Annotated in this window: 18 protein-coding genes; 8 read left to right on the forward strand and 10 right to left on the reverse strand. The window is 72.6% G+C overall.

From position 1 onward, the window contains the following. Positions 1 to 129 precede the first annotated feature (129 nt). On the forward strand, positions 130 to 3,498 hold the full coding sequence (locus AB0J12_RS29840) for a BTAD domain-containing putative transcriptional regulator (protein ID WP_363267631.1): 3,369 nt from the start codon (positions 130 to 132) through the stop codon (positions 3,496 to 3,498). A gap of 27 nt (positions 3,499 to 3,525) precedes the next feature. Here AB0J12_RS29840 and AB0J12_RS29845 read toward each other — a convergent pair whose 3' ends face one another. Next, entirely contained in the window at positions 3,526 to 4,407 is an 882-nt protein-coding gene (locus AB0J12_RS29845; RefSeq protein WP_363267633.1) for an ABC transporter permease, read from the reverse strand. Continuing rightward, positions 4,404 to 5,429, reverse strand: a complete 1,026-nt coding sequence (locus AB0J12_RS29850; protein WP_363267634.1) for an ATP-binding cassette domain-containing protein — start codon at positions 5,427 to 5,429, stop codon at positions 4,404 to 4,406. The genes AB0J12_RS29845 and AB0J12_RS29850 overlap by 4 nt, the downstream gene beginning before the upstream one ends. A gap of 150 nt (positions 5,430 to 5,579) precedes the next feature. Here AB0J12_RS29850 and AB0J12_RS29855 point away from each other — a divergent pair, with 150 nt between their 5' ends. After that, positions 5,580 to 5,996: an ester cyclase gene (locus AB0J12_RS29855; protein WP_363267635.1), complete on the forward strand. Its 417-nt coding sequence runs from the start codon at positions 5,580 to 5,582 to the stop codon at positions 5,994 to 5,996. Between the two features lie 562 nt (positions 5,997 to 6,558). Here the strand turns inward: AB0J12_RS29855 and panB are convergent. Beyond that, the gene (panB, locus tag AB0J12_RS29860; protein WP_363267637.1) at positions 6,559 to 7,434 is read right to left on the reverse strand and encodes a 3-methyl-2-oxobutanoate hydroxymethyltransferase; all 876 of its coding nucleotides are present in this window, start codon (positions 7,432 to 7,434) and stop codon (positions 6,559 to 6,561) included. A 202-nt stretch (positions 7,435 to 7,636) separates the two neighbouring features. Here panB and AB0J12_RS29865 point away from each other — a divergent pair, with 202 nt between their 5' ends. From AB0J12_RS29865 to AB0J12_RS29880, 4 genes are all read left to right on the forward strand, one after another. Continuing rightward, entirely contained in the window at positions 7,637 to 9,226 is a 1,590-nt protein-coding gene (locus AB0J12_RS29865; RefSeq protein ID WP_363267639.1) for an MFS transporter, read from the forward strand. A gap of 60 nt (positions 9,227 to 9,286) precedes the next feature. After that, on the forward strand, positions 9,287 to 9,907 hold the full coding sequence (locus AB0J12_RS29870; protein ID WP_363267641.1) for a TetR/AcrR family transcriptional regulator: 621 nt from the start codon (positions 9,287 to 9,289) through the stop codon (positions 9,905 to 9,907). Between the two features lie 178 nt (positions 9,908 to 10,085). Next, positions 10,086 to 11,138, forward strand: a complete 1,053-nt coding sequence (locus AB0J12_RS29875) for an endonuclease/exonuclease/phosphatase family protein (RefSeq protein WP_363267642.1) — start codon at positions 10,086 to 10,088, stop codon at positions 11,136 to 11,138. 125 nt (positions 11,139 to 11,263) lie between these two features. Next, the gene (locus tag AB0J12_RS29880) at positions 11,264 to 12,472 is read left to right on the forward strand and encodes an MFS transporter (RefSeq protein WP_363267643.1); all 1,209 of its coding nucleotides are present in this window, start codon (positions 11,264 to 11,266) and stop codon (positions 12,470 to 12,472) included. A 37-nt stretch (positions 12,473 to 12,509) separates the two neighbouring features. On the opposite strand, the gene AB0J12_RS29885 is transcribed toward AB0J12_RS29880, so the two are convergent. The 4 genes from AB0J12_RS29885 to AB0J12_RS29900 all read right to left on the reverse strand — a co-directional run bounded on the left by AB0J12_RS29885 (position 12,510) and on the right by AB0J12_RS29900 (position 18,156). Next, complete coding sequence (locus tag AB0J12_RS29885) at positions 12,510 to 14,264, reverse strand: NAD+ synthase (RefSeq protein ID WP_363267644.1); 1,755 nt, start codon at positions 14,262 to 14,264, stop codon at positions 12,510 to 12,512. 490 nt (positions 14,265 to 14,754) lie between these two features. Further along, positions 14,755 to 16,695, reverse strand: coding sequence for a S53 family peptidase (locus AB0J12_RS29890; protein ID WP_363267645.1), 1,941 nt, complete (start codon positions 16,693 to 16,695; stop codon positions 14,755 to 14,757). A 112-nt stretch (positions 16,696 to 16,807) separates the two neighbouring features. Beyond that, positions 16,808 to 17,437, reverse strand: coding sequence for a DUF305 domain-containing protein (locus AB0J12_RS29895; protein ID WP_363267646.1), 630 nt, complete (start codon positions 17,435 to 17,437; stop codon positions 16,808 to 16,810). Beyond that, positions 17,434 to 18,156 (reverse strand): DUF3105 domain-containing protein, encoded by a 723-nt coding sequence (locus AB0J12_RS29900; RefSeq protein ID WP_363267647.1) that lies wholly within the window; start codon positions 18,154 to 18,156, stop codon positions 17,434 to 17,436. Before AB0J12_RS29900 ends, AB0J12_RS29895 begins: the two co-directional genes overlap by 4 nt. Before the next feature lie 206 nt (positions 18,157 to 18,362). On the opposite strand from AB0J12_RS29900, the gene AB0J12_RS29905 reads away from it, so the two are divergent. Next, a complete protein-coding gene (locus AB0J12_RS29905) occupies positions 18,363 to 18,797 on the forward strand; it encodes an Rrf2 family transcriptional regulator (protein WP_363267648.1) in 435 nt (144 codons plus the stop codon). A gap of 9 nt (positions 18,798 to 18,806) precedes the next feature. Here the strand turns inward: AB0J12_RS29905 and AB0J12_RS29910 are convergent, their stop codons facing one another. Then, positions 18,807 to 19,994 (reverse strand): globin domain-containing protein, encoded by a 1,188-nt coding sequence (locus tag AB0J12_RS29910; protein WP_363267649.1) that lies wholly within the window; start codon positions 19,992 to 19,994, stop codon positions 18,807 to 18,809. Between the two features lie 311 nt (positions 19,995 to 20,305). Between AB0J12_RS29910 and glnA the strand changes: the two genes are divergently transcribed. Next, the gene (gene glnA, locus AB0J12_RS29915; RefSeq protein WP_363267650.1) at positions 20,306 to 21,667 is read left to right on the forward strand and encodes a type I glutamate--ammonia ligase; all 1,362 of its coding nucleotides are present in this window, start codon (positions 20,306 to 20,308) and stop codon (positions 21,665 to 21,667) included. A gap of 18 nt (positions 21,668 to 21,685) precedes the next feature. Here the strand turns inward: glnA and AB0J12_RS29920 are convergent, their stop codons facing one another. Together AB0J12_RS29920 and AB0J12_RS29925 are read right to left on the reverse strand one after the other, a co-directional pair. After that, positions 21,686 to 22,735 carry a TolB-like translocation protein gene (locus tag AB0J12_RS29920; protein WP_363267651.1) on the reverse strand — a complete coding sequence of 350 codons (1,050 nt, stop codon included), beginning with the start codon at positions 22,733 to 22,735 and terminating at the stop codon, positions 21,686 to 21,688. After that, positions 22,732 to 23,913, reverse strand: coding sequence for an MFS transporter (locus AB0J12_RS29925; RefSeq protein WP_363267657.1), 1,182 nt, complete (start codon positions 23,911 to 23,913; stop codon positions 22,732 to 22,734). Before AB0J12_RS29925 ends, AB0J12_RS29920 begins: the two co-directional genes overlap by 4 nt. Positions 23,914 to 24,066: the final 153 nt, after the last annotated feature.

Below are 24,066 nucleotides of genomic sequence, written 5' to 3' on the forward strand. Positions count from 1 at the left end.
AGGTCGGCGGCGGCACGCGGGTCGACCGTACCGGTGACGCGGAGAGAACGTCCGGCGGGGAGCCCCGGGTTCCTGCCGGCCGGCGCGCATCGGAAACCCGGGAGCGGTGTCCCGGCGTCCCCCGACACAATGGACCTTGTGCGCTACCGCATCCTCGGCACCACCCAGGTACTCCGCCCCGACGGCTCGGCCGTCGCACTCGGCGGGGCGCGGCTGCGCGCCCTGCTGACCGTGCTCGCCCTGCGGGCCGGCCGTACCGTGCCCGCGACGCTGCTCGTGGAGGAGGTGTGGGCCTGCGACGATCCTCCCGCCGACGCGCCCGGGGCGCTGCAGGCGCTGGTCGGGCGGCTGCGCCGGGCGCTCGGCGCGGCCGCCGTGGCCTCCGCCGACGGCGGCTACCGGCTCGCCGCCGGCCCCGACGACGTCGACCTGCACCGCTTCGAGAGGCTGGCCGCCGACGGACTGCGCGCCCTGACCGACGGCGACCCCGCCAAGGCGGCCGCCCTGCTGGACGACGCCCTCGCCCTGTGGCAGGGCCCGGCCCTCGCCGACCTGCCCGACCGCACCGCCGAGGCGGCCCGCTGGGAGACCCGCCGCCTGGACGCGCGGCGCGCCCGGCTGACCGCCGCGCTCGCGCTCGGCGAGGCGGACCAGGCGCTGCCCGAGCTGACCGCGCTGTGCGACGCCCACCCCCTGGACGAACCGCTGCAGGCGCTGCGGCTGTGCGCCCTGCGCGACACCGGCCGCACCGCGCAGGCCCTCGCCGCCTACGACGAGATACGCCACCTGCTCGCCGACCGCCTCGGCTCCGACCCCGGCCCCGAACTGCGCGCCCTGCACGCCCGGCTGCTGAACCCCGACGACACGCAGGACGCCGTGCCCGGCCCGTCCGAGGTCCCACCGGCCCCCGCCGCCCAGGTCACACTCCCGTCGGCCCCCTCCCCGCCCAGCGCCGGCCCCGCCGCCTCCGCTCCGCAGCCGCCCGGCAACCTCCGCGCCCGGCTCACCTCCTTCGTCGGCCGGGAGACGGACATCGAGGCGATCCGCCAGGACCTCGGCACCGCCCGGCTGGTCACCCTCCTCGGGCCCGGCGGGGCCGGCAAGACCCGTCTGTCGCAGGAGGCCGCCGAGAGCGTCCGGGACGTCGCCCGCGACGGCGCGTGGCTCGCCGAACTCGCGCCCGTGGACGACCCCGGCGCCGTCCCCGAGGCCGTCCTGACCGCCGTCGGCGCCCGTGAGACCGTGCTGCGCGGCGCCGGCGCCGAGGAGATGCGGGCCGTGGCCGAACGCCACGACGACCCCGTCGTCCGCCTCGCCGAGCACTGCGCCCGGCGCCGCATGCTGCTCATCCTCGACAACTGCGAACACGTCGTGGACGCCGCCGCCCGACTCACCGAGGAGCTGCTGGCCCGCTGCCCGGAGCTGACGGTGCTGGCCACCAGCCGCGAACCCCTCGGCGTGCCCGGTGAGGTACTGCGCCCCGTGGAGCCGCTGCCCGAGCCGGTCGCGCTCCGCCTGCTCGCCGACCGCGGCGCGGCCGCCCGCCCCGGCTTCCGGGTCGACGCCGACGAGGAGACCGCGGCGGCCTGCGCGGAGATCTGCCGCCGCCTCGACGGCCTGCCGCTCGCCATCGAACTGGCCGCGGCCCGGCTGCGCATGCTGACCGCGCGCCAGATCGCCGACCGCCTCGACGACCGCTTCCGCCTGCTGACCTCCGGCAGCCGCACGGTCCTGCCCCGCCAGCAGACCCTGCGCGCGGTCGTCGACTGGTCCTGGGACCTGCTCGACGAGGACGAACGGGACGTCCTGCGGCGGCTGTCCGTCTTCGCCGGCGGCTGCGACCTGCCGGCCGCGGAGGCCGTGTGCGGCCCCGCCGCCTTCGACGCCCTCGCCTCCCTGGTCGACAAGTCCCTCGTCGTCGCCACCCCGACCGGCGAGGACGGCTCCATGCGCTACCGGCTGCTGGAGACGGTCGCCGAGTACGCCGCCGAACGCCTCGACGACTGCGGCGCCCGCGCCGACGCCGAGCGCGCCCATCTGACGTACTACCGCGAACTCGCCCGCACCACCGACCCGCAGCTGCGCGGCCACGGGCAGCGCGCCGCGATCGAGCGCATCGAGCGGGAGTACGAGAACCTGCGCACCGCCCTGCGGCACGCCGTCGCCGCCCGCGACGAGCAGGAGGCGCTCTGCCTGGTGCTGTCGCTGTGCTGGTACTGGCAGATGCGCGACCTGCGCATCGAGACCCGCAACTGGGCCGCCGAGGTCATGGCCCTCGGCCCCGACCCGTTCACCGAGCCGGTGCGCCCCGCCGCCCCGCTGTGGGAACGCTGCACCGACGCGCCGCCCCCGATGTCCGGCGAGATGCTCGACGAGGCCCGCCGCGGCGTCCACCTGATCCAGCTCGCCTGCATGGACACCGAGATGGACGCCTGGCAGACCCCGCAGGCCCAGGAGAAGCTGCGCATCGTCAGCCGCACCTACGCCCCGGGCCTGCCGCAGGCCTGCCGTCCGCCGGGCTACGTCTGGTTCTTCGCCGTGGTGCTGAGCGGCGACATCGAGCGGATCCGGGTGATCGGCGACGCGGCCGTGGACACCTGCCGCACCCGGCCCGACTACGAGTGGGAGCTCGCCCTCTGCCTCCAGATGCGCGCCAACCTCCTGGCCAACCGCACCGACTGGGCCGGCGACGCCGCCGCCGACGCCGACGAGGCACTGGAGATCTTCCGCCGCCTCGGCGACGACTGGGGCGTCGCGGAGTCGCTGTCGGCGCGCGGCGAGGCCCACGAGCGCACGGGCGAGTACGCGGCCGCCGCCGCGGACTACGAGGCCGCCGCCGCCGTCGCCGAACGGCTCGGCGCCCGCGCCCAGCAGACCGTGCTCACCGCCCGGCTGGGCACGGCGCTGCTGGAGGCGGGCGATCCCGAGCGCGGCGAGGCGCTGCTGCGCGAGGTGGCCGACCGGCCGGAGGGCGCGGTCACCGAGGCCATGCCGGCCGCCCGCCTCTTCCTCGCCGGCTGGCTCAGTATCACCGGCCGTACCGCCGAGGCCCGCGAGCTGATCAGACGGCTGCGGGAGGACTTCGGCCCGGCCTCCTTCTTCGTCTTCGACGGTTTCATCCTCACCCAGGAGGCCTGGCTCGACGTGGTCGACGGCCACCACGACGAGGGGCTGGCCAAGACCCGGCGGGCGCTGGCCCAGGCGAACGAGCCGCTGTCGCGCACGATCGTGCCGCACATGCGCGCCCTGTGCCTGGTCCTCGCCGCGGCCGCCCTGACCGGCGCCGACGGCGGCGCCCGCGCCCGGGACGGCGCCCGCTGCCTGGGCGCGGCCGAGGCCCTGCTGCCGCCCGGCCATGTCTCCGGCTACGCCGAACGCGCCGCCCGCGACCGGGCCGAGGAGGCCGTGCGTGCCGCGCTCGGCGACGACGAGCAGTACGCCGCCGCATACGCCGAGGGCGCCGGCCTCTCCCCCGAGGAGGCCGCCGCCCTCGTCTGACGCGCACCGACGCCCGTGCATCCGGCGTCAGTTCTTGGTGCGGAACTTGTGGATGGCGACCGGGGCCATCACCGCGGTGATCGCCACCGACCAGGCCACCGTCACCCACAGGTCGTGGGCGACCGGGCCGCCGACCATCAGGCCGCGCGCGGAGTCGGCGAGCGTGGACAGCGGGTTGTAGTCGGTGAAGGCCTGCAGCCAGCCCGGCATCGACTGCGTCGGCGCGAAGATCGACGAGCCGAACTGGAGCGGGAACAGCACCAGGAAGCCCATCGCCTGCACGGACTGCGCGTTCTTCAGCATCACGCCGAGCGTGAGGAAGACCCACATGATGGAGGAGGCGAACAGCGCGGACAGCCCGACCGCGGCGAACAGCCCCGGCCAGTTGGTGATGTCGAACCCGACCAGCACGGCGACGATCATCAACACGGTGGTGGCGAAGAACATCCGCCCCAGCTCCACGGTGATCTTCGCGAACAGCACGGAACCGCGCCCGATGGGCAGCGTGCGGAACCGGTCCATGACACCGCTGTTGAAGTCCTGGCTGAAGCCGGTGCCGACGCCCTGCGACAGGGTCATGCTCATCATCGCGATCATGCCCGGGATGACGTACTGGACGTACTGGTCCTGGCCGCCGCCGAGCGCCTGCCCGATGGAGCCGCCGAAGACGTACACGAAGAGCAGCGTGAAGACGACGGGCATCAGCAGCGCGTCGAACATCGACTCGGGGTCCTGCCGGATCCACAGCAGGTTGCGGCGGATGAGGGCGCCGGTGTGCCGCAGATGCCCGCGCAGCGGGATACGGGCGTCGGTCGCGGTGGGCGTGGTGGTGGCGGCGGTCGCGGTGGTTGCGGGGGTGGCGCGCAGCGCCTCGTTCGGGGTGGCGGTGGGAGACGGGTGGGCGCTCATGCGGCGACCTCCTGGCGTTCGTCGGCGGGCGTGGCGTCCTGCGGGGCACTGGCGCGGTGGCCGGTGAGGGACAGGAACACCTCGTCCAGGCTGGGTAGTTCGGTGGTGATGGAGGACAGGGTGATGCCGCGCGCGGTGACCGCGCCGACCACGGCGGTCAGCTGCTCGTCGCTGAGGATCGGCACGAGCAGGGCACCGGCCTGGGTGTCCACGGTGGTGGTGGCGAGCCCGGTGATGCCCAGCTCGTCGAGCATCCGGGCCAGCGGCTGCAGCTCCTGCGGATCCAGCGGGCGGACCCGCAGCGTGCGCCCGCCGACCTTCGCCTTCAGCTCCTCGATGCCGCCGCCGGCGATGACCTTGCCGCGGTCCACGACGGTCAGCTCGGAGGCGAGCTGCTCGGCCTCCTCCATGTACTGCGTGGTCAGCAGCACGGTGACGCCGTCGCCGACCATCCGCTTGACCTCGTCCCACACCTCGTTGCGGGTGCGCGGGTCGAGCCCGGTGGTGGGCTCGTCCAGGTACAGCACCGCCGGGTGCCCGATCATGGAGGCGGCGAGGTCGAGCCGCCGCCGCATGCCGCCGGAGTACGTCCCCGCGGGCCGCTTGGCCGCCTCGGTGAGCGAGAACCGCTCCAGCAGCTCGTCGGCCCGCGCTCGCGCGTCCTTGCGGGACAGGTCGAGCAGCCGCCCGATCATGTACAGGTTCTCCCAGCCCGGCAGCTTCTCGTCCACCGAGGCGTACTGCCCGGTGAGCCCGATCACCCGCCGCAGCTGGCGAGGCTGCCGTACGACGTCGTAGCCGGCCACGAGGGCCTGCCCGGCGTCCGGGGCCAGCAGGGTGGACAGAATGCGCACGAGCGTGGTCTTCCCGGCGCCGTTCGGCCCGAGCACACCCATCACGGTGCCCTCGCGCACGTCCAGGTCGACGCCGTCCAGTGCCTTGGTCTCGCCGTAGTGCTTGACCAGCCCCCGCACGGTGACGGCGCTGCCCGCGCCGCCGGGGTTGTTGTCGATTCGCGTCATGACCATGACGTTGTCAGCCTCCACCGACAAACCACCGACACCCGGCCGACAGCCATCCGGCGGCGCCGACATCCCGCCGACATGTCACAGACCGGGGCGCTGAGACGTCATAAGGGTGCGGGCACCGACCGACGAGCCAAGGACACGGACATGACCGACACGACGGCCTTCAGCCGGATGCATGACGCCGTGAACAGCGGCGACCTGGAACTGATCGAGAAGACCATCGACGAGGTCTGCGACCCCGGCCTCGTCTTCCACGCACCGGTGCCGACGGGCGTGAGCGGGCTGCAGGCGCTCAAGCAGGTGTGGCGGGTGCTCCTGCCCGCCTTCCCCGACCTGCACGTCGAGATCCAGGACGTGATCACGCAGGGGGACAAGGCCGTCTATCGCAACACCGTGACGGGCACCCACCTCGGCGACTACCGAAACCTGACGCCGACCGGCAGACCCGTCCGCTACGACGAGATCTTCGTCGTACGCCAGTCCGGCGGCCGCATCACCGAGATCTGGGGAGTCGTCGACGTCCTGGCGCAACTGCGCCAGCTGGGCGCGGTTGAGGTGTGAGGGGGGATCGGGGGGCCGGGGGCCGAGAGCCCGATCGGTCGGGCGCTGGGGGCGGCTGAGCCGGTGGCAGGGGGCGGTCGGGGTACAGGCGTACGGGGGGTGTAGGAGGTGCAGGGCGTGCGTACCGGGCGTGGCGGGCGTGCCGGGCCGGGGTGCAGGGCCGTGCAGGGGGCGGAGCCCCGCCGGGGGCCCGGGGCGGAGCCCCGTGGGGGTGCCTCTTGGCCTACGGAGACGGGGGCGGGTTCCCCACCCGGGGGTGCGGGGCGGAGCCCCAGCCACCCTGGGGGGGTGCAGGGGGCGCAGCCCCCGCCGGGGTTCGGGGCGGAGCCCCGTGACGGCGCCTCCTGGCCTACGGAGACGGGCGGGTGGGTGGGAAACCCCCCGGGGTTCAGGGGCAGAGCCCCTGGGACGGTCACCGCACCAACCCAGCCGCACGAGCCGCGCAGCACACGGCCCCGCCGGCGGGGGAAACCGGCGGGGCCGATCGGCGTTGGCTTCAGTGGACGACGCTCACAGTGGCCGCCGCCCTCAGGGGACGCGGTCCGTCAGCGGACGCGGTCCGTCAGTGGACGGAGTGCTCCTCCAGCGGAAACGCGCCGCCCACCACATCGTCGGCGAACGCCTTCACCGCGTCGCCCATCACGGACCGCAGATCGGCGTACTGCTTGACGAACTTCGGGACCCGCCCGCCGGTGAGCCCGAGCATGTCGGTCCACACCAGCACCTGCGCGTCCGTCTCCGGGCCCGCCCCGATGCCGACCGTCGGGATGTGCAGCACCCGGGTCACCTCGGCGGCCAGCTCGGCCGGCACCAGCTCCAGCACGACGGCGAACGCCCCCGCGTCCTGCACGGCCTTGGCGTCCCGCAGCAGCTGCTGCGCGGCCTCCTCACCGCGCCCCTGCACGCGGTAACCCATGGCGTTCACCGACTGCGGGGTCAGCCCGATGTGCGCCATCACCGGGATGCCGGACTCCACCAGCAGGCGGATCTGCTCGTGGGAACGCTCGCCGCCCTCCAGCTTCACGGCGCCGACCCCGGCCTCCTTCACCAGCCGGGTCGCCGAGCGCAGCGCCTGCACCGGCCCCTCCTGGTAGGACCCGAACGGCAGGTCCCCGACGATCAGCGCACGCCGGGTGCCGCGGACGACGGCCGCGGACAGCATGGTCATCTGGTCGAGCGTGACGGGTACGGTCGTGTCGTACCCGAGGTGGCAGTTGCCCGCCGAGTCACCGACGAGCAGCACCGGGATCCCGGCCTCGTCGAAGACGGACGCGGTCATCGCGTCGTACGCGGTCAGCATGGGCCACTTCTCGCCCCGCTCCTTGGCGGCGGCGATGTCCCGGACGGTGATGCGGCGGTTGGACTTGCCCCCGTACAGCGCCTTGCTGCCGTCGGAGGGACCGCTCTGCGCGTTCGAGGCAGCCGAAAGCTGCGTCATGGCACGGCTCCTTACGTCATCTCGAGGCGCCCTGACGGCGTCCCCGGACCGCCTCCATGGTGGCACCTCGTGCCAGACACGGCTAGGGGGCCCCGCCATGGACCGTGTCACCCGCCCCGGCAAGGGCACCCGACGTAAGAAGGCGGTAAAAACACTTTCGATACGACACGGTGCCGTATCGAAAATGATTACGCTCGCTCCCATGACCACTCCCGCCGCCTCCGCCCCCCGGATACCCGAAGCCGTGCACCGGCGCCGCTGGGCGATCCTCGGGGTCCTGATGCTCAGCCTGCTGATCGTCGTCCTGGACAACTCCATCCTGAACGTCGCGATCAAGACCATCTCCACCCCGGCCCCGACCGGCCTCGGCGCCACCCAGAGCGAGCTGGAGTGGGCGATCAACGCCTACACCCTCGTCTTCGCCGGCCTGCTGTTCACCGCCGGCCTGCTCGGCGACCGCCTCGGCCGCAAGAAGGTGCTGCTCGGCGGGCTCGCGGTGTTCGGCATCGGCTCGGCCCTGGCCGCCGAGTCCGGCTCGCCGACACAGCTGATCGCGTTCCGCGCGGTGATGGGCCTCGGCGCGGCCTTCGTGATGCCCGCCACCCTCGCCGTACTGATGAACGTCTTCGAGCGCGAGGAGCAGCCGAAGGCCATCGGCATCTGGGCGGGCGGCGTCGGCCTGGCCATCGCCATCGGCCCGATCACCGGCGGCGTCCTGCTCGACCACTTCTGGTGGGGCTCGGTCTTCCTGGTCAACGTGCCCATCGTGCTGCTCGCCCTGGCGCTGATGCTGTGGCTGGTGCCCGACTCCCGCGACCCGAACCCCGGCCGCGTCGACCCCGTCGGCGTGGTGCTCTCCGTCGTCGGCCTGGTCCTGCTGGTCTACGGCATCATCAAGGGCGGCCAGCTCGCCGACTTCACCGACCCCACTGTGCTCGCGTCCATCGGCGCCGGTGTGCTCGTCCTCGCCGCGTTCGTCGTGTTCGAAAAGCGCAGCGACCACCCGTCCATCGACGTCACCTACTTCAAGAACAAGGTCTTCTCCGCCGCCATCGGCGCGATAGCGCTGGTCTTCTTCGCGCTGATGGGCGTGACCTTCTTCTCGGTCTTCTACACCCAGAGCGTGCGCGGCTACACCCCGCTGCAGACCGGCCTGCTGATGCTGCCGCTGGCCGCCGCCCAGATGATCTTCGCGCCGCGCGCCCGGCTGGTCGTCGACCGCTTCGGCAACAGGGCCACCACCACGGCCGGCATGATCGTGATCGCCGCGATGCTGGCGGCGTTCGCGACGCTCGAGGCCGACACCCCGATCTGGCTGCTGGAAGTCATCTTCTTCCTGATGGGCACCGGCATGGCGCACATCATGACCCCGGTCAGCGTCGTCATCATGCAGGCCCTGCCGCGCGAGAAGGCCGGCTCCGCGTCCGCGCTGAGCAACACCTTCCGCCAGGTCGGCGGCGCCCTCGGCATCGCCGTCCTCGGCTCGGTGCTCTCCGCGGCCTACCGCAACGGCATCGAGGGCAAGCTCGGCGCGCTGCCCGCCGGTCTGCGCGACGTCGCGGGCGAGTCCATCGAGGCCACCCTCGGTGTCGCCGCCAAGCTGGGCCCGCGCGGCGAGGGCCTCGTCGCCCCGGCCAACGACGCCTTCCTGCACGCCATGCACGTCACCGCCCTGTGCGGCGCCGCCGTGGCCGTCGTCGGCGCGGTCGTCGTGGCGCTGTTCCTGCCGGGCCGTCCGACGCAGGGTCAGCGCGGCCAGGACGAGCCGGAATTGGTCGCGGCCGCGGAGTAGCGCCTGCCCGGCCGAGGGAGAATTCCCGCAGGCCGGGAACGGACGAAGGGACGGGACGACGTGAGTCTTGCCGACAGCCGCAGCGAGGCCCCGGCCCGGGGCCGGCCCCGCAGCGAGGCCGTGGAGCGCGCCATCCTCGAGGGAGCGATGAAACTCCTGGAGGAGGGCGTGCCGCTGGCCGAGCTGTCCATCGAGCGCATCGCGCGCACCGCGGGCGTCGGCAAGGCCACCATCTACCGCCGCTGGAGCGGCAAGGAGGAACTGTTCGTCGACGTCATCCGGGCCGCCGAACCACTGGACCCGGAGCTGCCCGGCACGTCGATGCGCGACGACCTGATCGCCCTGCTGGAGTCGCTGCGGCAGCGCGCCCTGGCCAGCCGCTCCTCGGCCCTGCTGCACAACGCGCACGTGCAGATGAAGTCCAGCCCCCGCATCTGGGCGGCCTATCACGCCAATGTCATCGTGCCCCGGCGCAACCTCGGCCTTGAGGTGCTGCGCCGCGGCCGGCAGCGCGGTGAGATCCGCGCCGACGTGGACCTGGCACTGGCCAACGACATGTTCGTCGGCCCCATCCTCATCCGCACCCTGCTGCGCCCCGAGGCGGACCTGCCCGAGGGGCTGGCCGAGAGGATCGTGGACACGGTCATGGAAGGACTACGCCCCGTCAGTTCCCAGCCCTAATGTGCAGGTTTCGTCACAACCACCGCGCCCGGGGGGCGTAAACGGAACTCCACGCGCCACCCGATTCGTCCTCGTGCCCGTACGGCCGTCCGAGACGGCAGGGACAGAGCCGATCATCCCCTAGGGTCGTAGAGGCGCGGGGGACGACGGTGTGCACGGCAGGTAGTGAGGCGACGGTATGGCGCAGCAGGCATACGTGACGGAGACGGCCGACGGTGGCGCAGGGGACCAGCGCCCGGGAACCCGGATCCGGCGCGTGGCGGCTCGCTGGCTGCGGTCGTGGCGCGGGGACAGAAACATCTGGCGGCGCGGGCTCCTCCTCGCGGCGGTCGCGGTGGCCCTCGCCCTCGTGATGCTGATCCACTCCCGCATCCCGAACACCTTCGGCAACCTGGGCAGCCTCACCGAGACGTTTCTGCCCTGGCTGGGCGTGCTGATCCCGCTCCTCGTCGTGGGTGCCCTGGTCCGCCGCTCGGCGACCGCCCTGATCGCTGTGGTGCTGCCCGCGATCGTGTGGCTGAACCTGTTCGGCGGGCTGCTGAGCGACAAGAGCGGCAGCGGCGGCGACCTGATGGTGGCCACCCACAACGTCAACGCCGACAACCCCGACCCCTCGGGCACCGCCCGTGAGGTCGCCGCGTCCGGCGCGGACATGGTCGCCCTGGAGGAGATCAAGGCGTCCGCGGTCCCCACGTACGAACGGGCGCTGGCGGCCACCTATCCGCACCACGAGGTCGTGGGCACGGTGGGCCTGTGGAGCAAGTACCCGATGTCCGGCGTCGAGGCCGTGGACATCCGGCTGGGCTGGAAGCGGGCGATGCGCGCCACGGTCGCCACGCCCGAGGGTCCGGTCGCGGTCTACGTCGCCCACCTGCCGTCGGTGCGGGTGAAGGCGGCCGCGGGCTTCACGGCCCGGCAGCGCGACAAGAGCGCCGACGCCCTCGGCGAGGCCATCGCCGACGAGAAGCTGCCCCGGGTGATCCTGCTCGGCGACCTCAACGGCACCATGAACGACCGCGCCCTGAACGCGGTCACCTCCCAGATGCGCTCCACGCAGGGCGCGGCCGGTGACGGCTTCGGCTTCAGTTGGCCGGCGTCGTTCCCGATGGCCCGGATCGACCAGATCATGGTCAAGGGCGTCGAGCCGGAGCGTTCCTGGACCCTGCCGGCCACGTCCAGCGACCACCTCCCGGTCGCGGCCCGTGTGAAGGTGACCACACCGGAGGCGTAAAACCGCAGGTCGCAGCAGAGCCGTAACCTGGGCGCCACCTGGCGGAATACTCCGCCTGAGAGACTTTGTTCCGAACGGAAACATAGAGAGTTTCCGAACGTCCCCAAAGTCTCGAAAGGTACTTCATGCCCCTGGCCCTGCTCGCCCTCGCCGTGGGCGCCTTCGGCATCGGTACGACCGAGTTCGTGATGATGGGGCTGCTGCCCGACGTCGCGGACGACCTGCACATCTCGATCCCGGCCGCCGGCCACCTGGTCTCGGCGTACGCCCTGGGTGTGGTCATCGGCGCCCCGCTCCTCGCGGCACTCACGGCGCGCATGTCCCGCCGTACGGTGCTGATCGCGCTGATGGTCCTGTTCGTCGTGGGCAACGCGCTCTCCGCGTTCGCCCCTACCAACGCCACCCTGCTGGCGGCCCGCTTCCTCAGCGGCCTCCCGCACGGCGCCTTCTTCGGTGTGGGAGCCGTGGTCGCCACGACCATGGTGGCGCCGGAACGCAAGGCCCGCTCGGTCTCCCTGATGTTCCTCGGCCTGACGGTCGCCAACATCGCGGGCGTCCCGGTGGCCACCCTGGTCGGCCAGCACCTCGGCTGGCGGGCCGCGTTCCTCGGCGTCAGCGTGATCGGCCTGGCGGCGATCGCGTCCCTCGCCGCGCTGATCCCGCACGACCACACCCACGCGTCCGCCACGGGCCTGCGCGGCGAACTGGCCGCCCTGCGCTCCCTGCCGGTCTGGCTGGCCCTCGGCACCACGGTCGCCGGCTTCGGCGCGCTGTTCGCGGCCTACAGCTACATCACGCCCATGCTCACCGGCGCCGCCGGTTACGCCGACGCGAGCGTGACCGTCCTGCTGGCCCTGTTCGGCGTGGGAGCGACGATCGGCAACCTGCTGGGCGGCCGCCTGGCGGACCACTCGCTGCGCGGCACCCTCTTCGGTGGCCTGGTGTCACTGGCCGCGGTCCTGGCCCTGTTCCCCCTGCTGATGCACACGCAGATCACCGCGGCCCTCGCCGTGGCCCTCCTGGGCACGGCGGCGTTCGTCACGGGCTCCCCGCTGCAGCTGATGGTGATGGAGAAGGCGTCCGCGGCCCCGTCCCTGGCCTCCTCCGCCAACCAGGCGGCGTTCAACCTGGCCAACGCGGGCGGCGCCTGGATCGGCGGCCTGGCCCTGGCCGCGGGCTTCGGCACGACGTCCCCGGCGCTGGCCGGCGCCCTGCTGGCCGTGCTCGGCCTGGGCGTGGCGGCGATCGCCTACGCGGTGGACCGCAGGTCCCCGCACGAGGGGCGCGTGGTGGCGACGCACGTCCCGCACGAGGCGCCCACCCTGCACCACTGACGACGAAGGGGGGCGCCCGAAGGCGCCCCCGGCCGTCTCAGACGGACTCCCGCCACCCGTTGGTGATGGGCAGCCGCCGGTCCTTCCCGAACCCCTTGGGCGAGATCTTCGTACCCGGCGGATACTGCCGCCGCTTGTACTCGGCGGTGTCCACCATCCGCAGCGTCCGGGTCACCAGCTCGGGGTCGTACCCGGCGGCGACGATGGCATCGGCCCCGAGATCCCGGTCGACGTACCGCTCGAGGATGGCATCGAGCACCGGATAGTCCGGCAGCGAGTCGGTGTCGACCTGCCCCGGCCGCAGCTCTGCGCTCGGCGGCTTGGTGATGGAGTTCTCCGGAATGGGCGGCGTCTGCCCCCTCTCGAAGGCGGCCCGGTTGCGCCACTCGGCCAGCCGCCAGATCCACGTCTTGTAGACGTCCTTGATGGGCCCGTAAGCGCCCACCGAGTCGCCGTACAACGTCGAGTAACCGACCGCCAGCTCGGACTTGTTGCCCGGAGCGAGGACGATGTGCCCCTCCTGGTTGGAGAGGGCCATGAGCAGCGTGCCCCGCAGCCGGGACTGCAGATTCTCCTCCGCCAGCCCGGTCAGCTCGGCCGCCGCCATATAGGCGTCGAACATCGGCGCGATCGACACGGTACGGAAGTTCAGCCCGGTACGCCGGGCCAGTTCGGCGGCGTCCCCGAGGGAGTGCTCGGAGGAGTACTTGGACGGCATCGCCACGCCGTGAACGTTCTCGGCCCCCACGGCGTCGCAGGCGATGGCCGCGACGAGCGCCGAGTCGATGCCCCCGGACAACCCGATGAGCACGGACCGGAACCCGTTCTTCTGCACATACGCACGCAGCCCCACGACGAGGGCGGAGTAGACCTCCTCCTCGTCGTCGAGCCGCTCGGCGTAGCCACCGCGGTGCTCCGGCGCATAAGGGGCCACCGGCTCCTCGGACAACACCACCCGATCGATACGCAACCCGTCGTCCACGACCCCGTCGGGCGCCCCGGGATCGGCGGCGGGCAGCTCCAGATCGAGCACCACGCACCCCTCGGAGAACTGCGGCGCCCGGGCGACGACCTCCCCGTCACGGTCCACGACGATCGAGTCACCGTCGAACACCAGCTCGTCCTGCCCGCCGATCATGGCGAGATAGGCGGTGGTGCAGCCGGCCTCCTGGGCCCGCTTGCGGACCAGCTCCAGCCGGGTGTCGTCCTTGTTGCGCTCGTACGGCGAGGCGTTGACGGAGACCAGCAGCCCCGCTCCGGCGGAACGCGCCGCCGGCACCCGCCCCCCGTCCTGCCACAGGTCCTCACAGATCGCCATGGCGATGTCGACGCCGTGCAGCCGCAGCACGGGCATCGAGTCACCGGGCACGAAGTAGCGGAACTCGTCGAAGACGCCGTAGTTCGGCAGATGGTGCTTGGCGAAAGTGAGCACCACATCCCCCCGGTGGAGCACCGCGGCGGCGTTCTGCGGCGCACCGGCCGGCTGGCCGTACTTCGGCTGGGCGGTCTCGCAGCGGTCGAGGTAGCCGACGAGCACGGGCAGCTCCCCGAGCCCCTCCTCGACGAGCCGGGCGGCGAGCGCGCGCAGCGCGGTGCGGGACGCCTCCACGAACGAGGACCTGAGAGCCAGGTCCTCGACGGGATAGCCGGTCAGCGCCATTTCCGGAAAGACCGCGAGATGCGCCCCCTGCTCGGCGGAGTGCCGGGCCCAGCGGACGACCGTCTCGGTGTTCCCGGCGAGGTCGCCGACGCGCGAGTCGATCTGATTCAGAGCGAGACGAAGTTGAGGCACGCGGCCCAGTGTAATCGTCACCTCGACATAATGTCCCCCGACGGGCCGCACAGGGCTACGCACCCGGCGTTTCCTGGTTGCCCGGCGCCGACGCCGACCGGGCGCGGGCTGCGCAGCCCGGCGCGACGGGGTGCCCAGTCGAAGGCGCGCGCCACGGCGTTGGTGCACCCGCGTACGGCGGGAAGGGGACGGGGTGGGGGGTGTCCGCCCGCAGCGGCCGGCACCGGGCAAGGGTGCCGTCGTCGGTGGACGGGCGGCCGGACCGAGGACGGACACCCCCCACCCCGGCCCCGACTCACAACGAACCGAAGGCGCAACCGGCCACCGGACAGCAACGGGCCGCCGCAGGCACCAAAAGGGGCGCGGGGAACGGCGCGACCAGCCACAACGAACCCGCAGACAAAAACCGGCCCAGACGCCGCAGGCACCCCCACCCGCAGACAAAAACGGCGCCCAGCCCCCCGCAGGGGCCAGGCGCCGCACAACAACCTCAGTGACGCCGATACGACGCCACGTACCCACCGGCCGGCGACCCGACCCCCGTCACGTCGTCGTACCCCTTCACGGCCTGCAGCGAGCTGTCCTTCCCCAGGCTCCGCACCGACGTGCTCAGCCCCCCGCTCGCGTCCACCCCGTTGACGAAGTCGACGCGGACCACGGCCAGCCCCTTCCCCGTCGGGTTGTCCGTGACGTCGTGGTACGCCTTCGACCCGTACCGGGCGTAGATCGCCGGGTTCGCGAACCCGAGCGCCTGACCGCCCCCGGCCTCCTGGGCCAGCGCCTGCACACCGGCGATCACCGGCGCCGCCAGCGACGTACCACCGATCCGGTACTCGTCGTAGCGCTGCGTCCCGTCCGGGAACGTCTGCGTCTGCCCGACCAGGAACCCGGTGTTCGGGTCGGCGATCGCGGCGATGTCCGGCACGACCCGGTTCCCCGCGGCGCCGTTGGCCTTGGCGAGGGCGTCCGGCACGACCCCCTTCTGGTAGTACGGCTGGGCCACGGTCCGGCTCGTACCACCACCCGCACCGGAGGTGAACGCCCCGGGGAAGCCGACCCAGCTGCGACCGTCGGCCGACAGCGCGGCCTTCTCGGTGCCCCAGCCGGTCTCGAACTGGTACTTGTCGCCCTTGCCGACCGCCAGCGAGGTACCGCCCACCGCGGTCACCCACGCCGAGTTCGCCGGCGTGTCCACCTGCTTGGTGCCGGTGTTGGCGACCTCGTCGCCGTTGTCACCGGAGGAGAAGTAGAACCCGATGCCCTCGACGGCACCGAACTGGAACACCTGGTCGTAGGCGGCCGCGAGATCGGGCGTCTGGTTGGCCTCGATGTCGCCCCACGAGTTGGAGACGATGTCGGCCAGGTGCCCGTCCACGATCTTGCTGAGCGAGTCCAGCAGATCGTCGTCGTAACAAGAAGCCGCACCGACGTACGTGATCTGCGCGGCAGGCGCCACCGCGTGCACGGCCTCGACGTCGAGCGTCTCCTCGCCGTACCAGCCGGCGGCCCCGCACTCCTCGGTCTTGGTGTAGTTCTTCGGCAGCACCTGCCGCAGCTGCCCGGTGCTCCAGCGGGCGTCCCCGTGCTTGCCGGCGTAGGTGGCCACGTCGTAGGCGAGGGTCGGCGAGGCGTAGGCGTCGGTGATGGCGACGCGCACCCCCTTGCCGGTGTACGTGCCCGCGCCGTACGCGGCGCGCAACTGCTTGCCGGTGTACCCGCGCACGGCGTACGGGATCTTCTGCCCGTACGCGTCCGGCAGGGTGGAGGCGATGTTCGAGCCGTAGTACGACGAGAACGGCCCGGAGTTGCGGAACACGGCGTCCGGCGGCGGCAGCTGGTCCTTGTGGCTCGCCTTGTGCGGCGCGTTGTCGAGACCGGTGACGGTCAGGACGGCGTCCCGCACGCCCTCGGGCACGGACGCGGTGGAGACCGGCGCTCGGTAAGTGGCGCCGCCCTTGGCGTAGTTGTGCAGCTGCGTCCCGAACGCCTTCTCCGCGGCCGCGACGTCGCCGCTGACGGCGACGTAGTGGGCGGTGACGGACGTGACCTTCAGTCCGGCGGACGTCAGCCAGGACTTGACCGCGGCCACCTGCGCCGCCGTCGCGCCGAAGCGCGCCTGGGTCTGGCGCGCGGACAGGTGCTTGCCGTACTGCGGCGAGGACGGGTCGGAGACGGCCCGTGCGTAGGCGGCCAGCCCGGCCGCGTCCCGGCCGGCGAGGTAGACGCGCGCGGACACCTGTGAGGTGTCCGCCGTCGCGCCCTTGTCCGCCTTGGCCGTGGCCCACGCCGGCTTGGTCCCGGCCAGCGCGTCCCGGTGCGGGTTGTCCGCGGCGCTGGCCGCGGGTATGCCGAGCGCCAGCGCGCCCGCGAGCATGGGCAGGGTGGCTGCCAGGCTCACGGAGGCGCGCAGCGCGGCGCGGTTGGATCTCATGGAACCCCCTGTGCGGTTCGTCGACGAGTGGATCACTCGACGGTGCACACTCTGTCGATGAACTGTTCATGTCAGGGGAATAAGAAGGCCAAAAGGAACCCAATAAAGTTTGTTACGCCCTGGGTGCGGCTCCTCGCTCCTTCAACATGCCGGCCATCACCTTCAGTTCGGACTCCTGCCCCTCCACCATGCCCCGGGCGAGCCGTTTCTCGACCTCCACCGTGCACCTGCGGACGCACCCCTCGGCCATGTGGATGCCGCCCTTGTGATGGTCCGTCATCAGCTGGAGGTAGAGGACCTCGGCGCGCTTCCCGCTCAGGCCCTGAAGCTCCCTCAGCTCGGCGTTGGTCGCCATGCCCGGCATCAACGCACCGTCCGAGGCCTTGCCGGAGGCCATGCCCCCCATGTCCATCCAGGTCATCGGCGGCTCGGACGTGACCTTCGGCAGCCCCCACAGGTCGAGCCAGCCGAGCAGCATGCCGCGCTGGTTGGCCTGCGTCTGCGCGATGTCGTAGGCGAGCCGCCGCACGTCCTCGTCCTTCGTGCGGTCGCGCACGATGTACGACATCTCCACGGCCTGCTGGTGATGGACGGCCATGTCCCGGGCGAACCCGGCGTCCGCGGACTCCGCACCCGGCGTGCGCGCCGAGGACCCTTCGTCCTCGGCGACGGCGTAGGTGATCGCACCGGCGGCGACGAGCGCGGCCGCGGCCGCGCCGGCGATCAGCCCGACGTGCCTCACTTCATCATCCCGCTGGAGCAGGACGCGCCGGGCTCCGGCGTCTGGGCGCCCTGCACATAGGTGGAGAGGAACGTGTTCACGGCCGGGTCGTCGGCGCTGCGCACACTCACCTGGTGTCCCCACGCCGACAGCACGATGGGGGCGGACTGCTGCGCGTACGGGCTCATCAGCGTGTACGGCGTCGCCTTCACCCGAGCGGCGAGCGCGGCCACGTCCGACTTCGCCGCCTTGCCGGTGTACGTCACCCAGACGGCGCCGTGTTCGAGGGAGTGCACGGCCATCTCGTCCTTCACCGGCTCGGTGTAGACGGTGCCGTTGCAGTCCGCCCACACGGGGTTGTGGTCGCCGCCGACCGGCGGGTGCATCGGATAGGTCACCGGCGTGGTGACGTGGTTGCGGCTCAGCGTGCCCTTCCAGGTCCGCACGCCGTCCGGGCCGGTGACGAACTGCCCGCCCGCCGCGCTCTTGGCGCCGACGCCGCTGTTCTTCCCGTCGGCGCCGGCACTGGCGGCCGCCTCGGCCTTGCCGCCACCACCGTCGTCGGACCGCGACTTCACCACGAACACGGCACCGGCGGCGAGCGCCGCCACGACGACCGCGCTCGCGGCGACGGTGAGACCCCGGCGGCGCCGCTGACGGGCCTGCTCGGCCTGGCGCAGTGCGGCGACGTGGGCCTTGCGGGCGGCGCTGGTGTCGTGATCGGTGTTCGCGGAACCCATGGGGCGTGTCCTTCGGGGAAAGGGACGGGGACGGTGGGGCCCGCTGATCGTAGTGGGGGAGCAGGGGCGCGCAGTAGGCAGACACCGGCCGCGGTACGCGAAGCGCCGCGATCCGGTGACCGCCTGGGCGCCTGTGCCCGCACGGGTGCCTGTCCCTGCCCGTGCGATATTTGGACTCCCGGATGCGCATTACCTAGGCTGGCGGTATGCGGCTCCTGCGCTCCACCGACCTCGCGCTGCGCGTCCTGATGCGGCTCGCCGTCGCGGGTACGTCCACGCCGCCGACCCGGCAGGTGGCCGCGGACATGGACGTGCCGTACACGCACGCCGCCAAGGTCGTCGCCGAGTTGCAGCATCTGGGCCTGGTGGACGCCCGCCGGGGCCGCGGTGGCGGGCTCTCGCTCACCGAGAAGGGCCGGACGGCCTCCGTCGGCGCGGTGGTGCGCACCTTCGAGGGCGACGGCGACGTCGTCGACTGCGAGGGCTCTTCGCCCTGCCCCCTGAACTCCGGCTGCCGCCTGCGCGGCGCCCTGCGCCGGGCCCAGGAGGCCTTCTTCGCCGCGCTGGACCCGCTCACGGTGGCGGACATCGTCGCCGACCCGACGGGACCGCTGCTGCTGGGGATCACCAGAGCCCCGTGAGGCGACGGCTCAGCCCTGGGCCAGCCACAGGTCGGGCCCGAAGACCTCGTAGTGGATGTCGGCGGCGGCGACCCCCTTGGCGAGGAGCTGCTCGCGCACGGCGCGCATGAAGGGCAGCGGACCGCACAGGTACGCGCGCGTGCCGGCCGGCACGGCCACCCCGGTGAGATCGACGAGGCCGCCGCGGGCACCGGCGGGCGCGTCCTGCTCGTACCAGAAGTGCACGGTGGCGTCGGCGAGCTTGCCCGCGTAGGCCTCCTGCTCGGTGCGCAGGGCGTGGTCGGCGGGGGAGCGGTCGCCGTGCACGACGGTGACCGGGGCGGCGTGCGCGTCCTCGGCGAGCTGGGCGAGCATCGCGATCATCGGGGTGACGCCGATACCGGCGGAGGCGAGCAGCACGGGGGCGCCGGGGGCGTCGTCGAGGACGAGGTCGCCGTACGGCTCGGACAGCTCGAGGGCGTCGCCGACGCGGACACGCGCGTGGAGGTGGCTGGAGACCTCGCCGTCGGGGGAGGCGCCGTCACCGCTCACGCGCTTGACGCTGAACTGGCGCACGGTCTCGCCCGGCGCACCGGACAGGCTGTACTGGCGTACCTGCCGGGCGCCGTCGCCCAGCTCGACCTGCACGGAGACGTACTGGCCGGCGCGGAAGTCGCGCACCGGGCCGCCGTCGGCCGGGCGCAGCCGGAGCGTGACGACGTCCGCCGTCTCCTCGATGCGCTCGACGACCTCCCACGTCCGCGGGCCCGTCCGGGCGCTCTCCTCGTACAGCCGCTTCTCGATCGCGACGAGCGCGTTGGCCATCAGCCAGTAGACCTCGTCCCAGGCGGCGGCCACCTCGGGGGTGACGGCCTCGCCGAGGATCTCGGCGATGGCGGCGAAGAGGTGCTCGTGCACGACCTCGTACTGCTCGGGGGTCACACCGAGGGAGGCGTGCTTGTGGGCGATCCGGCCGAGCATGGCGTCGGGCCGCTGGTCCGGGTGGTCCAGCAGGTGCACGGCGAAGGCCGCGATGGAGCCCGCGAGGGCCTGCTTCTGGGCGCCGGAGGCCTGGTTGCCGCGGTTGAACAGGTCCCGCAGCAGTCCGGGGTGGGCCTCGAAGAGCCGGGCGTAGAAGCGCTCGGTGATCTCCGTGATGGCGCCGGCGACGGCGGGCAGGGTGGCGCGGACGGTGGCTGCTGACTGCTCGGACAGCATCAGGACTCCTCCTGGCTCGACTGATGCGGACGGTATGAAAACTTGCATCTCGGATGCAAATTAACGGGAGGTGTCGTCGCTCACGTCGCACACCGATCCGGCCATTACGGATGCGGGCCCGAGCAGGCAAGATGGGCGTCAAGAGCAGCACGCCCGCAGCCGCACGGGACGTTCGGCCCGCAGCCGCCCGGTCGATCATGGTCCGCAACGCGCATGAAACGGTCGTGTGATGGGATGCTGCTCAGGTGCCCGACCGCCTCCCGCCTCACCGCGGACAGGCGGCCTGACCAGCAAGGATGGGGAAGCGGAAGATGGACAAGCAGCAGGAGTTCGTGCTCCGGACGTTGGAGGAGCGCGACATCCGGTTCGTACGCCTGTGGTTCACGGACGTGCTGGGCTTCCTCAAGTCCGTCGCCGTGGCCCCCGCCGAACTGGAGCAGGCCTTCGACGAGGGCATCGGCTTCGACGGCTCAGCCATCGAGGGCTTCGCCCGGGTCTACGAGTCCGACATGATCGCCAAGCCGGACCCGTCCACCTTCCAGGTGCTGCCCTGGCGCGCCGAGGCCCCCGGCACCGCCCGCATGTTCTGCGACATCCTCATGCCGGACGGCTCCCCCTCCTTCGCGGACCCGCGCTATGTGCTCAAGCGCGCCCTGGCCCGCGCCTCCGACCTCGGTTTCACCTTCTACACGCACCCCGAGATCGAGTTCTTCCTGCTCAAGGAGAAGCCGCTCGACGGCAGCCGCCCCACGCCCGCCGACAACTCCGGCTACTTCGACCACACCCCGACCAACGTCGGCATGGACTTCCGCCGCCAGGCGATCACCATGCTGGAGTCGATGGGCATCTCGGTGGAGTTCTCCCACCACGAGGGCGCGCCCGGCCAGCAGGAGATCGACCTGCGCTACGCCGACGCGCTGTCCACGGCCGACAACGTGATGACGTTCCGCCTGGTGATGAAGCAGGTGGCGCTGGAGCAGGGCGTGCAGGCCACCTTCATGCCGAAGCCGTTCTCCGAGCACCCCGGCTCCGGCATGCACACGCACCTGTCCCTCTTCGAGGGCGACCGCAACGCGTTCTACGAGTCGGGCGCGGAGTTCCAGCTGTCCAAGGTCGGCCGCTCCTTCATCGCGGGTCTGCTGAGGCACGCGGCGGAGATCTCGGCGGTCACCAACCAGTGGGTGAACTCCTACAAGCGCATCTGGGGCGGCTCCGAGCGCACCGCCGGCGCCGGCGGCGAGGCCCCCTCCTACATCTGCTGGGGCCACAACAACCGCTCGGCCCTGGTCCGTGTGCCGATGTACAAGCCCGGCAAGACCGGCTCCGCCCGCGTGGAGGTCCGCTCCCTGGACACCGGCGCGAACCCCTACCTGGCCTACGCCGTCCTGCTGGCCGCCGGCCTCAAGGGCATCGAGGAGGGCTACGAACTCCCGCCGGGCGCCGAGGACGACGTCTGGGCCCTGTCCAACGCCGAACGCCGCGCGATGGGCATCGAGCCCCTCCCGCAGAACCTCGGCGAGGCCCTTACCCTCATGGAGAACAGCGACCTCGTCGCCGAAACCCTCGGCGAGCACGTCTTCGACTTCTTCCTGCGCAACAAGCGCTCGGAGTGGGAGGAGTACCGCTCCGAGGTCACCGCGTTCGAGCTGCGGAAGAACCTGCCGGTGCTGTAGGGACGGCCTGGGGCCGGACTAGGGAACGTACGCCGGGGACACCGCCGCGGTGCTGATGCGCCGCGGCTTTCCCGTGCCGTCGGCCGGGGTCTCGTACAGGTCCGCGCCGTAGTCGCCCGGCAGGGCGTAGACCAGGGTGTGGTCGTCGCGCCAGACCGCCTGGTCGTCGACGCTGCGCGGCTCGGCCAGCGGGGTGTCGCGCAGCGTGCGCAGGTCGAGGACGTACATGCGCCACGGGGCGTCCTTGGGCAGGCCCGGCACGCGCTTCTTGAACGCGATACGGGTGCCGTCGGGGGACAGGGACGGGCACTCGACGTTCGTGCGCAGCGTCGTGACCGTACGGGCCGTCAGGTCGCCGCGGACCAGGTACGCCCGCCCCTTCGTCGCCATGGTCGCGTAGAAGGTGCGGTCGTCGGCGGCGAACGTCACGCCCCAGAAGTTCACGTCCGCCGCGCGGTAGCCCCGGCCGTCCTTGACGATCCGGAACGACTCCAGGGACGGGATCAGCTTCCCCGTGCGCACGTCGGCGATCGCCGCGCGCGTGGAGAAGTTCGTGCCGGCGTAGGAGTCGCCGCCCACGAAGGCCGTCCAGGCGGCGAAACGCCCGCTCGGCGACACCCGGGCGCGGGAGGGGATGCCGGGGACGTCGTAGTGGTGCGTCTCGTTCAGGCGGGCGTCCAGGAGTACGGCGCGGTAGGTGTCCGACACCGGGCCGTGCACCGCCTGCAGGCACACGCCGGTGCCGGCGGCGGCGTAGAAGCGCAGGCACTTCACGCCGGAGGCGGTGCGCGGGCCGGCCGGGTCGGTGGCCGGCACGCTGGTCAGTTCGTCGCGGTGCGGGCCCCACGCCATGTTCCGGAAGACCATCCGGCCGCCGTCGGTCAGCGCCACGCGGCCCGCGGTCACCTCCGGCCCGCCCGGCTGGGCCTGCTCGCGCCGCTCCGCCCGCGCGGAGGCGTGCAGCACCGACGCGACGGCCACGCCCGCGAGGACGGCGACCGCGGCGAGCAGGACGAGCATGCGGGTGCGCGTGCGGGACGGGGTGCGCGCAGTGGGGTCGGCCGTCATGCGGTGCCTTTCTCGTGCGGGGCGGCGGTGGTCTGCGGGCGCAGGGCGAACGAGCACGCGGCGCACACGGCCAGCGCCACCGTCGACGCCGCCAGCGCGGTGCGGTCGCCCCACACGGTCCACGCCGCGCCGAAGCCCAGCGAACAGGCGAACCGGGCGAGCGCCTGGCCCGTCTGCACGAGCGCGAGCCCCGACGAGCGCAGCGCCTGCGGCACGCTGTCCGAGGCCGCCGCCATCAGCACCCCGTCGGTGGCCGCGTAGAAGGCGCCGTGCAGGACCAGCACCGCGTACGGCAGCGCGGCCCCGTGCCAGGACGTCAGCAGCAGCGCGTACGCCGTGAGCAGCGCGCCGTGGCCGGCCAGGAACAGCCGCCAGCGGCCCACCCGGTCCGCCAGCCGGCCCGCCGGCACCGCCAGCAGCAGGAATGTGGCCGCCGTGCCCAGCGGCAGCAGCGCGAACCAGCGGTCGGGCACGCCCAGCCGGCGCTGCAGCAGCAGGTAGACGAAGGAGTCGCTGACCGTGGCCAGGCCCAGCAGCAGGGCGCAGACGGTGATACGGCGCAGGTCGCGGCGGTGCAGCAGGCGCAGGGCGTTGCGGAGGGTGGGGCGGTCCGCCGGTGTGGCGGGTGTCTGGTCGGCCGCCGTCGGCTCCGGGCGGCGTGCGGGTACGAACAGCACCAGGACGAGGACGCCCACGACAGCCACGCAGAAGCTCACCGTGAACACCGCGTCGTAGCCGTCCACGGTGGCCCGCAGGATGGCGAACGCCACCAGCGGTCCGAGCAGGGCGCCCGCGGTGTCCATCGCCCGGTGCACCCCGAAGGCACGGCCGCGCGTCTGAGGCGTACTGGACAGGGAGATCAGCGCGTCGCGCGGGGCCGTACGCAGGCCCTTGCCGGTGCGGTCCGCCGCCAGGACCAGGCCGATGGGGGTCAGGGAGTGCGCCACCAGCAGCAGTGGCTTGCAGGCGGCCGAGAGGCCGTAGCCCAGGCCCGCCACCCACTTGTGGCGGCCCCCGCCGCGGTCGGCGAAGTGGCCGCCGACCAGCCGTACCAAGGCCGAGAAGCCGTTGTAGACGCCGTCCAGCAGGCCGAAGCCCAGCGGGGACAGGCCGAGGCCGGCCACCAGGTACAGCGGGAGCACGGCCGTCACCATCTCCGACGACACGTCGGTGATCAGGCTGACCGTGCCGAGCGCGAGGACGGTCGGGGCGACCGCGGCGCGGCGCCGCCCGGCGCCGCCGGCGGGGGAAACCGGCGGGGCCGATCGGCGTTGGCTTCAGTGGACGACGCTCACAGTGGCCGCCGCCCTCAGGGGACGCGGTCCGTCAGC

Source organism: Streptomyces sp. NPDC049915, from assembly GCF_040656475.1.
Classification (GTDB): domain Bacteria; phylum Actinomycetota; class Actinomycetes; order Streptomycetales; family Streptomycetaceae; genus Streptomyces.